The organism is Streptomyces sp. NPDC005899 (genome assembly GCF_040629645.1).
Classification (GTDB): domain Bacteria; phylum Actinomycetota; class Actinomycetes; order Streptomycetales; family Streptomycetaceae; genus Streptomyces.
Genome location: NZ_JBEXWB010000181.1, coordinates 1 through 12,466, shown reverse-complemented (window position 1 = coordinate 12,466; position 12,466 = coordinate 1). Strand labels below are relative to the sequence as shown.

General features: G+C 73.2%; 10 protein-coding genes and 1 pseudogene. 4 read left to right on the top strand and 7 right to left on the bottom strand.

Annotation, left to right across the window (positions count from 1 at the left end; genetic code table 11):
- Nucleotides 1-399 (top strand): annotated as a pseudogene (locus ABZ371_RS20080) (pyridoxal phosphate-dependent aminotransferase); the annotation flags it as partial.
- Nucleotides 400-412: 13 nt separating this feature from the next.
- Nucleotides 413-1,438 (top strand): MBL fold metallo-hydrolase, encoded by a 1,026-nt coding sequence (locus ABZ371_RS20075; RefSeq protein ID WP_358681301.1) that lies wholly within the window; start codon nt 413-415, stop codon nt 1,436-1,438.
- Between the two features lie 19 nt (nt 1,439-1,457).
- Here the strand turns inward: ABZ371_RS20075 and ABZ371_RS20070 are convergent, their stop codons facing one another.
- Together ABZ371_RS20070 and ABZ371_RS20065 are read right to left on the bottom strand one after the other, a co-directional pair.
- Nucleotides 1,458-2,078: a VTT domain-containing protein gene (locus ABZ371_RS20070; RefSeq protein ID WP_358681298.1), complete on the bottom strand. Its 621-nt coding sequence runs from the start codon at nt 2,076-2,078 to the stop codon at nt 1,458-1,460.
- Nucleotides 2,075-2,851 (bottom strand): MBL fold metallo-hydrolase, encoded by a 777-nt coding sequence (locus ABZ371_RS20065; protein WP_358681295.1) that lies wholly within the window; start codon nt 2,849-2,851, stop codon nt 2,075-2,077. Before ABZ371_RS20065 ends, ABZ371_RS20070 begins: the two co-directional genes overlap by 4 nt.
- A 321-nt stretch (nt 2,852-3,172) precedes the next feature.
- On the opposite strand from ABZ371_RS20065, the gene ABZ371_RS20060 reads away from it, so the two are divergent.
- Nucleotides 3,173-5,551, top strand: coding sequence for a phage holin family protein (locus ABZ371_RS20060; RefSeq protein WP_358681292.1), 2,379 nt, complete (start codon nt 3,173-3,175; stop codon nt 5,549-5,551).
- Between the two features lie 20 nt (nt 5,552-5,571).
- Here ABZ371_RS20060 and ABZ371_RS20055 read toward each other — a convergent pair whose 3' ends face one another.
- From ABZ371_RS20055 to ABZ371_RS20045, 3 genes are all read right to left on the bottom strand, one after another.
- Nucleotides 5,572-6,624, bottom strand: a complete 1,053-nt coding sequence (locus tag ABZ371_RS20055; RefSeq protein ID WP_358681289.1) for a LacI family DNA-binding transcriptional regulator — start codon at nt 6,622-6,624, stop codon at nt 5,572-5,574.
- Between the two features lie 50 nt (nt 6,625-6,674).
- A complete protein-coding gene (locus ABZ371_RS20050) occupies nt 6,675-7,355 on the bottom strand; it encodes a DUF305 domain-containing protein (RefSeq protein WP_358681286.1) in 681 nt (226 codons plus the stop codon).
- 81 nt (nt 7,356-7,436) lie between these two features.
- Nucleotides 7,437-8,372 (bottom strand): DUF1996 domain-containing protein, encoded by a 936-nt coding sequence (locus ABZ371_RS20045; RefSeq protein WP_358681283.1) that lies wholly within the window; start codon nt 8,370-8,372, stop codon nt 7,437-7,439.
- A gap of 228 nt (nt 8,373-8,600) precedes the next feature.
- Here ABZ371_RS20045 and ligA point away from each other — a divergent pair, with 228 nt between their 5' ends.
- Nucleotides 8,601-10,625, top strand: coding sequence for an NAD-dependent DNA ligase LigA (gene ligA / locus ABZ371_RS20040; RefSeq protein ID WP_358681304.1), 2,025 nt, complete (start codon nt 8,601-8,603; stop codon nt 10,623-10,625).
- Nucleotides 10,626-10,778: 153 nt separating this feature from the next.
- Here ligA and ABZ371_RS20035 read toward each other — a convergent pair whose 3' ends face one another.
- Nucleotides 10,779-11,408 (bottom strand): hypothetical protein, encoded by a 630-nt coding sequence (locus tag ABZ371_RS20035; RefSeq protein WP_358681280.1) that lies wholly within the window; start codon nt 11,406-11,408, stop codon nt 10,779-10,781.
- Nucleotides 11,398-12,195: a hypothetical protein gene (locus ABZ371_RS20030; RefSeq protein ID WP_358681277.1), complete on the bottom strand. Its 798-nt coding sequence runs from the start codon at nt 12,193-12,195 to the stop codon at nt 11,398-11,400. The genes ABZ371_RS20035 and ABZ371_RS20030 overlap by 11 nt, the downstream gene beginning before the upstream one ends.
- Nucleotides 12,196-12,466: the final 271 nt, after the last annotated feature.

Genomic DNA, 12,466 nt, shown 5'->3' with positions numbered 1-12,466 from the left:
ACCGCCCGGAGCAGGCAGGCCGCCGCCCTCCACGCCCGGATCGCCTCCGCCGCCCACCGCGCCGTGCTCACCGCCGGAGCACTGGCCAGACCACCGCAGGCCGGCCGCCACCTCTACGCCGACCTCGGCCCGCTCCGTCCACGGCTGGCCGACCGCGGCGTCACGGACTCCATGGAGCTGGAGGAGTACCTGACGGAGCGCCTCGGCGCGCCCGCCCCCGGAGGGCACCGGTTCGGCGACGAGCTGGGCGCGCTCCGGGTGCGGCTCGGCACCGGGCCGCTGCTCGGCTCGACCCCGCAGGAGCAGACGGAGTCCCTCACTGCGGTGGATCCCCTGGAATTGCCCCACGTCGCACGAGCACTCAGCATTTTCGCAGCAGCCCTCGACGCCCTCCGATGACGGGAGCCTCTCGATGACGGAACAGACCGAGCGCTCGCCCGCCGCCGCGGGCCCCGTACCCCTCGGCCGCCCCGTCGACGCGCCGCGCCCGCTCGGTGAAATCCGTATGTGGCCCCGCAGCTTCGCGGACCGGCTGACGGCCCCGCTCCCGGGTGTCAGGGGCATGACCCGGCTGGCGCGTGAGCGCGCCCTCCGGCCCAACGCCGAAGGGCTCCGGGGCATCCACCGGCTCCCGTACGCCCCCGCGCCGCTCCCCGCCGTCGGCGAGGACACCGTGGCCGTCACCTGGGCCGGGCACGCCAGCTGGATCGTCCGGGCCGGCGGACTCACGATCCTCACCGACCCCGTCTGGTCCCGCCGCATCCTCGGCACACCGGCCCGGATCACCCCGGTCGGCGTGGCGTGGCACGAGCTGCCCCCGGTGGACGCCGTCCTCATCAGCCACAACCACTACGACCACCTCGACGCCCCCACGCTCCGCAGGCTGCCCCGGGACACCCCGCTGTTCGTCCCGGCGGGGGTCGGACGCTGGTGCCGGCGCCGCCGCTTCACCAGCGTCACCGAACTCGACTGGTGGGAGTCGGCGGAGCTGCGCGGCGTCCGGTTCGACTTCGTGCCCTCCCACCACTGGTCCAAGCGCACCCTCCTGGACACCTGCCGCTCCCTGTGGGGCGGCTGGGTGATCGCGGACGGGCGGGGACAGCGGGTGTACTTCGCCGGGGACACCGGCTACGGCCACTGGTTCCGGGAGATCGGCCGCCGCTACCCGGGACTCGACCTCGCGATGCTGCCGATCGGGGCGTACGAGCCGCGCTGGTGGCTCTCGGACGTGCACACCGACCCCGAGGAAGCCGTGCAGGCGTACGGCGACCTCGGGGCACGGGCGATGGCGCCGATGCACTGGGCGACCTTCCTGCTGTCGGCCGAACCCGTGCTCGAGCCGCTGACCCGGCTCCGTACGGCCTGGAGACAGGCCGGGCACCCCCGCGAGGACCTCTGGGACCTGCCGGTCGGCGGCTCCCGCGTGCTGGGCGCCTGAGACCCCGCCCGGCCCGCGGTCAGTGCGCGAACCGGGTGCGCAGCCGGCGCCAGAGCGCGGGCGTGCCGCTGATCAGCAGCGTCAGGGCGACCGCCGCGACCACCCCCTGCCAGGGCTGCGGGAAGAGCGAGCCCCCCAAGAGCCCGATCAGCTGGTACGTCGCCGCCCACGCCAGGCACGCGGGCACGTCGCCGTGGGCGAACCGGCGCAACGGCATCCGGCCGAGCAGACAGGCCAGCATCACGGGTATCCGCCCGGCCGGCACCAGCCGGGACAGCACCAGCACCACCGTGCCGTGATCCTCCAGCTTCTGCTGCGCCTGTTCGAGCCGCTCCGGAGCGGCCCGCCGGGTGAGGGCCTCCAGCCACTTGGAGCCGTGCTCGGACCGCACCCCCCGCTGCCCCAGCCAGTACAGGCAGACGTCCCCGAGGAACGCGGCACCCGAGGCCACGCCGAACACCACGAGCAGGGCGAACGGCGACGGCTGGTGGAGCGCCACCACGGCGGCCGAGCTCACCAGGGCCCCCGTGGGCACCACCGGTACCAGAGAACCCAGCGCCACGAGCAGGAACAGGGTCGGATAACCCGCGGCCTGCTGGGTCGACGCCGTCGGCAGCTGCCGCACCAACTCCTGTATCACCTACGGGCCTCCGGTCTCACATGCTCGCCGTGCCCCAGCCGGTGCACCGCCACCTCGGGCGCCACCAGCGCCGCGTGCCGGACGAATTCGTCACCCGGGGAGTGGAATTCGTGCGGCCGGACGGCGTCCATCCCGATCGGCCAGTACGTGCCGTAGTGCACGGGCACCGCGGACCGCGGGCCCAGCATCGTCAGGACCCGGGCCGCACGGGCGGCGTCCAGATGGTGAGCGCCCAGATTCGGGCCCCAGCCGCCGACCGGCAGCAGGGCCACGTCCACCGGCCCGACCGCCTCGGCCATCCCGTCGAACAGACCGGTGTCCCCGGCGAAGTAGGTGCGCGCCTCGCCCTCGACCACGTAGCCCAGGGCCGGGACGCGGTGCGGGCCCACCGGGTACCTGCGGCCGTCGTGCACGGCCACGACCGCCCGGATCAGCGCCTCGCCGACTCGGACCTCGTCGCCCGGGGCGACCTCGGTGATCCGCAGCCCGCGCATCCGGCGCAGCACCCGCAGACCCGGCACGGCCCCGACCGCGCCCCTGGGCACGATCAGCAGGCTGCCGGGCGCGAGGCGGGCCAGGGAGGGCAGGTGCAGGTGGTCGGAGTGCAGATGGGAGATCAGGACCGCGTCGGCGACCGCGGCCTCGGGCGGCGGCACATCGCCGCGCCTGCGGCGCAGGTGCGCGAAGCGCCGCACGAACAACGGGTCCGTCAGCACCCGCGCCCCGGCATCCTCGATCGTGCAGGTGGCATGCCCCCACCACGTGACCTCCACCGTCCCGCCTCCTCGCCCGCGCCGTCGCTGCCGCCGTACGCGTACGAGCGTATGCGCTCCGCGCACCCGTCACGCCGGTGCACCCCCGCCCGCCGCCACGGTCCGGGCACGGGCGGCTACCGCACGCTGCCGGACGGGTGGTTTCGGGCGTCATGTCCGGTCAGGGGAGGGGCGGTTCACGGGAACGGCGGGGAGGCGGACAGGGGCGCGGACGTCTCACGGTGCGGCGGGCGTCGGCCTCCGGCCGGCGCCCGGACCGGCTGTGAAAGGCTTGGCGCGGGTCCGTGACGGCATCCGGGCCCGGACGTGAGGTGGAACGGCGTGGTTGACAGGCGATGGCGTACGGCGGGAAGAACCCTCCTGCGCGTGGTCGCGGTATGGGCGGTCACCACGCTCACGATGCTGGCGCTCGCCGGGATCCTGCCCGACTTCCAGCTCCAGTCCGACGACGGCGACAGCGTCACCAGGACCGCCTTCACCGCGGCCTGGGGCGCGGGCGCCTTCGGACTGCTCTCCGCCCTGGTGTGGCCGGTCCTGGTCAGGGCGCTGCTCGTCGTCCCCGCCCTGGTGCTGGGCGCGCTCGTCTTCTTCCTCAACGGATCGCTGCTGCTGGTCGCGCTGAGGCTCATCCCGGACGGACGGGGGGCCGCCGACCCGGAGAACGCCGTCGTGGTGGCCGCCGTCATGTCCGCGGTCGCGTCGGCGACCTCCACCGCCCTCGCGGTCCGCGACGACGACGCCTACCGGCGCAGACTCTCCCGCCTCGCCGACCGTCGCCGGCGGCGGGGCGGCACGCCGGGGACCGCGGACAAAGGCCGCGGCGGGCCGCCCGGCATCCTGTTCGTACAGCTCGACGGCGTGGGCCACGACGTCCTCGAGCGGGCGGCGGCCGCCGGCCTCATGCCGGCCGTGGCTGCCCTGCTGGCGGACGAGGCGGGCCACCGGCTCACCCCCTGGACCACCGACTGGTCCAGTCAGACCGGCGCCAGCCAGCTCGGCATCCTGCACGGCACCAACTTCGACGTACCGGCCTTCCGCTGGTACGAGAAGGAGACCGGCACGGTCATGGTCTCCAGCAGGCCCGCCAGCGCACTGGAACTGCAGCGCAGGGCGGTAGCGCGCACCCGCGAGGGCGGCCTGCTCACCGTCGACGGGGCGAGCCGGGGCAACCTCTTCAGCGGAGGCGCCGACCAGCTCGCCCTCGTCCTGTCCATGGCCGCCCGGCTCGGCAAGGGGCGACGCTCGCGGGCCGGCTACTTCGCCTACTTCTCCGACCCGGCCAACGCCGTGCGCACCGCCCTCTCCTTTGCCGCCGAGGTGGTCCGCGAGATCTGCCAGTCCACCGGGGCCCGCGTGCGGAGGGTGTCCCCCCGGGTCAAGCGCGGTGGGCTCTACCCCTTCATCAGGGCCTTCGCGACCGTCGTGGAACGCGACGTGGTGGTCGCGGCGGTGATCGGCGACATGTTCGCCGGGCGGACGGCGGTCTACGCCGACCTCGTCGCCTACGACGAGGTCGCGCACCACTCCGGTCCGCACAGCCGGGACGCGGAGAAGGTCCTCCGGCGCCTCGACCGCTCGCTGGGCCTCATGATGCAGGTCGCCGAGCACACTCCCCGCAGGTACCGGATCGTGCTGCTGTCCGACCACGGCCAGAGCCCCGGGGAGACCTTCGCGGGGCGGTACGGACTCACGCTCAAGGACCTCGTACGGGCGGGGTGCGGGCTGCCCGTGCCCCGCCGGGCGCAGCGCACCCGCAGCGCGTCCGAGGCGCGGGACGCCGTGCGTATCGCGCTGCGCCGGCCCGTCGGCGGCCGGGATGCGGAGCGCCCCGCCGAACCGTCGGATCCGGTGGTGCTCGCCTCCGGCAACCTCGGGCTGCTGTCGTTCCCGGACATCGAGGGGCGGGCCTCGCGCGAGCAGCTCGACCGCCGCCATCCGGCACTGCTGGACACGCTCGCCGGCCATCCCGGCATCGGCTTCCTGCTCGTGCGGAGCGAGCGGCACGGTTCCGTGGTGCTGTGGCGGGGCGGGGCGGAGGTCCCGGTGTCGGAACTGGAGGACGGGGAGGGGCCGCTCACGGGCTTCGCGCCGGGGGCCGCGGAGGCGGTGCGGCGCACCGACGGCTTCCCGCACGTCGCCGACGTCATGGTCAACTCGATGTACGACCCCGCCACCGGGAGCGTCCACGCGTTCGAGGAGCAGATCGGCTCGCACGGCGGGCTCGGCGGCGCGCAGTCGCGGCCCTTCCTGCTGTGGCCGCGCACGCTGACCGACCCCCTGGACGCGGTGGCGGCGGACGCGGCCGCGGGGGAGGCGGTGCCGGCCACGGGGCTGGTGGGCGCGGAGGCGGTGCACCGGGTCCTGGCCCGCTGGCTACGGGAGCTCTCCGGGCCCCAGGTGCCGCTGGGGCCCGAGAGCTGCACGGGCCCCGGACCGGTGGACGCTCCGCTCTCGGTGGCCGTCGATGTGGTGCCGGGCGCCGACGGCCCCGTCCGGCCGGGGTACGACGTCCTGCCTGCCCCGGGCGACGCCGGTTCGGGCCCGGGGACCGCCGTGCCCGGTGCGGGCGGCAGCGTGCCGGGGGGAGGTGCCGCCGTGCCCGGAGCGGACGGCGTCCTGCCGGGTGCGGACGGCGGTGTGCCCGGCCCGCGGGGCAGCCTGCCGGACGAGGACGTCACCGTGCCGGGCGCCCGCGGCTGAGGGACGCCGGGTCACGCGAGTCACGCGGAGTCACGCCGTACCAGGGTCGGCTGGAAGATGACGGAGGGCGAAGGGCCGCCGGGCCTGCCGATCTGCTCCAGCAGCAGCCTGGCCATCTCCGCCGCCATCTCCTCCACCGGCTGCCGCACGGTCGTCAGAAGCGGATCGCAGGCCACCGCGGCGCTGCTGTCGTCGAAGCCCACGACCGCCACGTCCGAGGGCACGTCCCGGCCCGCCCGCAGCAGCACGGGCAGGGCGCCCAGTGCCATCAGGTCCGAGGCGATGAACACCGCGTCCAGGTCAGGTCGTTCGCTCAGCAACCGGCGCATCGCGGACGCTCCGCCCGCCTGGGTGAAGTCGCCCTCGGCGCTGAGCACGTCCTCGACGCCGTGCCGCGTCAGCGCGTCCAGGAAGCCGGTCAGCCGCGCGCGCCCCGCGGGCATGTCCTGCGGTCCCGCGACCGTGGCCACACGACGCCGGCCCAGGGCCACCAGGTGGTCGGCGGCCAGTTGCGCGCCCGCGCGCTGGTCGGCCTCCACGTAGGTCAGCGGCGAAGGCCGCGGGGGCCGGGCGGCCAGTACGGCGGGCAGCCTCGTGTCACGGAGGAGGTCGGGCAGCGGATCGTCGCTGTGGGAGGAGATCAGCACCACACCGTCGACGTGGCCCTGGCGCAGGTAGGACAGCAGCTGATTGCGCGAGGCCTCGTCGTCGGCCAGCATCAGCACCATCTGGATGCCGGCCGGACGCAGGACGTCGAGGAGTCCGGCGACCACGCGCCCGAAGTGCGGGTCGGAGAACATCCTGCCGACGAAGGGCTCGGACTGCGGGCGCCGTTCACGCTCGGACACCACCAGCGCGATCGAGTCGGTCCGCCGGGTGACCAGCGAACGAGCCGCCCGGTTGGGGACGTAGCCCGTGGTGGCCACCGCCTGCTCGACGACCCGGCGCAGAGCCGGGTCCACCGTGGGGGCACCGTTGATCACCCGGGAGACCGTGGCCCGGGACACGCCCGCCACCGCGGCCACGTCCTCCAGGGTGGCGGGGCGCAGGGGCGGCGGGACGTCGACAGTCATGCAGCCTTTATACCGGGTGGTCCCCGCGTGACGCGGGGGGTCCCGGCACGTCAGCGCCCTGGCTCCGCGCCTCCTGCCCCAGGCGCCAGGGGGGCGGGGAGTGCGGCCACCGCGGCCAGCTGCTCCCGGCGCGCGTCCACCAGCGCCCGGGCCCGCTCCCTGGCCGCGTCGCCGCCGCCCGCCGTGCTCTCGGAGCGCGACACCTGTTCCGACTGCCGAAGGTGGTCGCGGATCCCGTCCACGAGCAGGCGGTCGAAGGCCGCGCCCTCGGCCGTACGCGCCTGTGCCAGGTCCGTGTCCGTCACCATGCCCGGCATGTCGTGGCCCTTGTGCACATCGGTGCCCGGAAGCCCCATCCGGTCGCGCAGGCGGCGCAGCGACGCCAGTTCGGCGGTCAGGGCCGTCCGCAGATCCGCCGCCCAGGGCCGCAGGCGGGGATCGGCGGTACCGCGCTCCGCTAGGGCCAGCAGGGAGACCGCTCCTTCGTCCATGGGGACCATCAACTGGATCCACGCGAAGTCCGTCGGGCCGGCGGAGGGCGGGTGCGTGGACCCCGGATCCGCGGACGGGGGCGGGGCGGCGGTCGGCCCCGCTGCCGAGGTGGCGTGTGCCGGGGTCCCCGGTGCGGAGCCGGGAGCGGCCTCCGGCCCGGGGGAGCAGGACGTGGACGCGGCGAGCAGCAGCAGGACGGGGACCAGGAGCGCCGCCGGGAGGTGGGAAGCCGCCTTCAATGGGGAGTCCTTGGGTCGGGTGCCTGTCCGGGGCGGGACGCTCCGGGCAGGCACCTGCCGATAGGTGGGCCGGGCGGGGCGTCAGGGCCTGCCGTCGGCCCCGCACTTGATGATGGCGTTGATGCAGTCGCGCACCCGCTGTGCCATCTCCGCCTCGGGCCAGACGTTGAAGAAGTCGCCGTGCATGGTGTAACCGCGCCCGGACGCCAGTCTGAAGCGGGCCGGATCACCGTTGACCGGGTAGCGCAGGACCTGGCGCAGCTTGGGGACGGGCACGGGGTGGGTGGACGGGCAGGCGCCGCCCACCGGGTAGGCCATGTGGCTCTTGTGGTCGGCCGAGTCCAGGTCGCGGCCGTTCCAGCACTGCGGGAAGTCCAGGTAGGACTCCATCATCGAGCCGGCGGGACAGTTGACGAAGTCGTGGGACGGGTTGACCTCGCCGTGGTGCAGGCACGACCAGCGGGAGATCGTGTTGTCGTCGGGGCCGGTCGCCTTGGCGTTGCCCGCGACGATCCGGAGACCCCGGGGGAACGGCCGGATCGTCCGGATGATGTCGTCCCGGACGCCCTCACCGAGGTAGTAGAAGGTGGTCCCGGTGGGCTCCACCTCCTTGTTGCCGTCGTACAGGGTGGGTACCCAGTAGGACGACAGGTCGGTGGCCGGTGCGCAGCTGGTGCCGGCCCGCTCCAGGGAGGCCAGGTCGGAGTTGGCATTGGTGGAGACGTTGCCGAAGAAGCTGTGCATGTGTGAGGCACCCGGCAGCTTGGGCAGCACGATCGGGTCGTCGGGGGCCCGGTGGGTGTAGGGGCATTCGGCGAGGAACTCGGCGACGCGCACCACGTCGGCGGCGGCCTTCGGCGCGCTGCGCGGGCTCTGCTCACCGGCGGCGTTCCCCACCTGGGCGTGGACGAAGGACAGAGCCAGCGCGGCGGCGGCCAGCCCCGCGATCCGGTAACGCCACCGCGGCGGGTTTCTGCGAACGCGGTGTTCGCTCGTGTGTCGGTCACGGAAGAGCACAGCACTCCTGACTGAGGAAGTGGGGTTCCCTGACCGGTCGTCCGGCCATGGAGAGAGAGCGCTCTCTCGACTGAACGTAGAAGTGTGACGGAAGCATGTCAAGCATTTGAACAGCGGCCCCGACTGCCTGTGAAATGAACGGAGTTGTCGCCGAGTGGGACGGGAGAGCGTTCTCCTTCCTGGCGGGCCGGGAGGTGGCCGGGAGCGTTGTCAGTGCTGGGCGGCAGGATGGTGGCCATGACGACGAACTCAGCTGTCGCGCTCGCCGACGCCGCCGCCTACGTCGCCGCGGTGGAGCAGGCGACGCAAGCCGCCGCCGCTTACTACGCCACCGGCGAGAGCACCCTCGACGACGACGCGTACGACCGGCTGGCGCGGGCGATCGACGCCTACGAGGAGGAGCACCCGCAGGAGACGCTCGCCGACTCGCCGACCGGGAAGGTCGCGGGAGGTGCCGCCGTGGGCGACGTGCCCCACACGGTTCCGATGCTCTCGCTGGACAACGTCTTCTCCGCCGAGCAGTTCGTCACGTGGACCGCTTCCGTGGAGCGCCGGATCGGCCGGCCCGTCGCCGTCTGGAGCGTGGAGCCCAAGCTCGACGGCCTCGCCGTCGCCGCGCGCTACCGGCGGGGCCGGCTGGAGCGGCTGATCACCCGGGGCGACGGGACGGCGGGTGAGGACGTCTCGCACGCGATCGGTACCGTGCTCGGTCTCCCCGAGCGGCTGGGCGTTCCCGTCACCCTGGAGATCCGCGGCGAGCTCCTGATGACGCAGGAGCAGTTCGAGCAGGCCAACGCGGCGCGCACGCGACACGGCGGCGCCCCCTTCGCCAATCCGCGCAACGGCGCGGCGGGCACCCTGCGCGCCAAGGACCGGCCCTACCGCGTGGAGATGACCTTCTTCGCCTACGCCGCGCTGGCCCTGCCCGATTCGGGTGAGCTGACCGCCGGCCTGGCCGAACTCCCGCACAGCGAGGTGCTCGAGTACGTCGCCCGGCTCGGCGTGCGCACCGCGGCGGACACGGCGGTGGCGCCGCGCACCGCCTCCACGGCGGAGGAGGTGCAGGCCGGGGTCGAGGAGATCGCCGCGTCGCGTGCCTCCCTGCCCTTCGGCATCGACGGCATCGTGGTCAAGGCCGACCTCGCGGCCGACCAGGCCGACGCCGGCTCCGGGACACGGGCCCCGCGGTGGGCCATCGCGTACAAGCTCCCGGCCGTGGAGAAGGTCACCCGGCTTCTGGACGTCGAGTGGAACGTCGGCAGGACGGGCGTCATCGCGCCGCGCGCCGTGCTGGAGCCCGTGGAGATAGACGGATCCACCGTCGGTCACGCCACGCTGCACAATCCGGCCGACATCACCCGTCGCGATCTGCGCCTGGGTGACCAGGTGATGGTCCACAAGGCGGGGGACATCATCCCCCGCGTCGAGGCGCCCGTGGCGCATCTGCGGACGGGCGACGAGAAGCCGATCGAGTTCCCCGGTGCCTGCCCGCAGTGCGGTTCGGAGATCGACCGGAGCGAGCAGCGCTGGCGCTGTGTCCGGGGCCGCGACTGCCGTCTCGTCGCCTCCCTGTCCTACGCCGCGGGGCGCGACCAGCTCGACATCGAGGGCCTCGGCTCCACCCGGGTCGTCCAGCTCGTCGAGGCGGGACTCGTCCAGGACCTCGCCGACCTCTTCACACTGGAGCGTGAGCAACTGCTCTCGCTGGAGCGGATGGGGGAGACCTCCACCGACAATCTGCTCGCCGCCCTCGACACGGCCCGGGGCCGCCCGCTCTCCCGCGTCTTCTGCGCCCTCGGTGTGCGCGGCACGGGTCGTTCGATGTCGCGCCGCATCGCCCGCCACTTCGCGACGATGGACCGGATCGTCGCCGCCGACGCCGAGGAGCTGCAGCGCGTCGACGGCATCGGCAAGGAGAAGGCCCCGCTGATCACGAAACTCGTGGCGGCGGGAGTCAACATGACGGAGCCCGGTGCCACTCCTCCGCCGGAGGCCGAGGGGGGCGAAGAGGCCGGAGGGGACGAAGGGGCCGGGGACCGGCCGGGCGGGCTTCCGCTCGACGGGGTGACCGTGGTGGTCACCGGCGCCTTCCCTGTCAAGTTCTTCTGTTCAGGGTTCAGAAGCCCTGAATACCGCTCTCGACGATGGGTAGGCCGAGCCCGGGTGGCATGGGCGGCAAGTGGTAACGACCACACTTCGACCGGAGGATCAGTCCGGTCCTGCTCAGGGTCACCCAGCAGCGTCGGTGGCTGAGCAATGCTGCGACGACGGCGGTGCCAAACCGCCTCTGCCAGGCGCCCGCAGACGGTGTCAGCCAGCGGGTCCTCGCCCTGGCGTGATGTCAGTGGACCGCCCGGGTTGATGCGAGGACGACGCGGGTGGGCAAGTGCTCAGCCGTGCTTTCTCTCACCGCGCGGTCGCCCGACGGTGCGTGGCGCGGATCAGTACGGTGACCAGAGTCGCCAGGTCGAGGGCACCGTCCGGGTCGTCCGCGTAGCGGGCGGTCTGCAGCGGCCCCACTTCGTCCAAGCCTACTCGTTCAGTCTCCAGGACGTGGGCGAGGACCAGTAGCGCCAGACGGGCGTTGCCATCCGGGTAGGGGTGGAAGAAGGCGACGTCGAGATATGCCCTGGCCGCGCGGGCGGGCAGAGGGACCGACGGGTCAGCACTCTGGTGCAGGCAGGCGGCGAAGTCCTGCCAAGTGTGGGACGTCAGCCCGTATCGTTCCCGGCCATTCTTGGCGAAGGCGTCGCTCTGACGCAGACGCACCTCGTTGACATCGAGGACCAGTTGCTGCCAGCCGGTGAGTAGGGTCGGGGTTAGCGGTTCTCCCTGTGAGGCCGCGGCGCGGGACAGGGTCATCACGGTAAGCAGCCCGTCGGCGCGGTCCGGGTCGCGGCGGCGGACGGGACCGTCGAACCGGGCGGCGAGTCCGTCCACGACCGGGCGCACCGGGGCCGGGCGCACGCTCGCGGCGGAGGACCAGTCGACCTGTTCCCTGACCATGCACCACTCGGCCAGCGCGTCAGCGCTCACTGTAGAAACCCCGGCCGGTAAGGCGGATCGCCAGGTCCTCTCCCACCGTGTCGACCAGGGTCGGGGCGGGCGCAACGTGGCTCTTGAACCGGCCGCCGATCGCGGCTCCAACCGCCTGCTGGGCCTCTTCCTGTCCCATGCCGGTGGAGGTAAGGAACCAGGTGAGCGTCGTCTCGCAGATCCCGTACCAGGACGACTGGGCGTGGGTGCTGTTGACGACTGCGGTGACCAGGCGAGTCACCGCTCGTTCCAGATGCCAGCTGCGGCCTTCGGCGTCCGCGCCGGGAAGGGGTGCAAGCTGCTCGAACCGCTCGGCCATGTCCTCAAGCCAGTCACGCCACTCCAGCAGACAGGTCACGACGCGTTCGGAGGTCTCCTCGGCCTCCCCGACCGAGTGCGAATCGCAGCACCAGGCCTCGACGGGCCCACCGTTGTGGGTCGAGTGATCCCATCCGCAGGCCCACCTGCCGTAACGGGAGACCAGGAGCACGGTGACCTCGTCGATGAATCGAAAGCCCGCCATGCGTTCGGCATCGACAGGAGGCACCATCGGGACGATCAGTGCCGTCAGCCGCGCCGCCTCCTCGTCGTCCCAGACGAAGGCGTGACTGCCGGGGTCAGCTGCGGACCACGGCAGGTCCCAAGCTCGTTCCCGGTCGATGGACGTGGCGTACCTCCGAGGTGAGACATGACGGAACAACTGACCGATCATGCCGACCATGTCGAGACCTGTCACCCCAATTTGTTGACCACCGACGTGCGTCTCCTGCTGTCCGGCTGCCTTCACCCAGCTGGGCTCGTTCAGATCAGCGGTCGCGAAGGTAGTTTCTATCGGTGGTCTCTCCCGGGCATCGGGATGACATTCCCCGGCAGCTTCTGCGGCGCGTCCTTGTGTTGCCGCGTCAGGACGGCGGCGGCGAGGACGACCTGTTCGGCTCGGTGAGGCGCCCGTCCCGGGATCCGCTCGACAACGGGGCGCGGGTGTAGGGCGCGGGTGCGGCCCGCCTGAGGCGGCGGGCGGGCCGTGTGCCCGGTGGGTGCGTCGGGCCGGGCCGTGC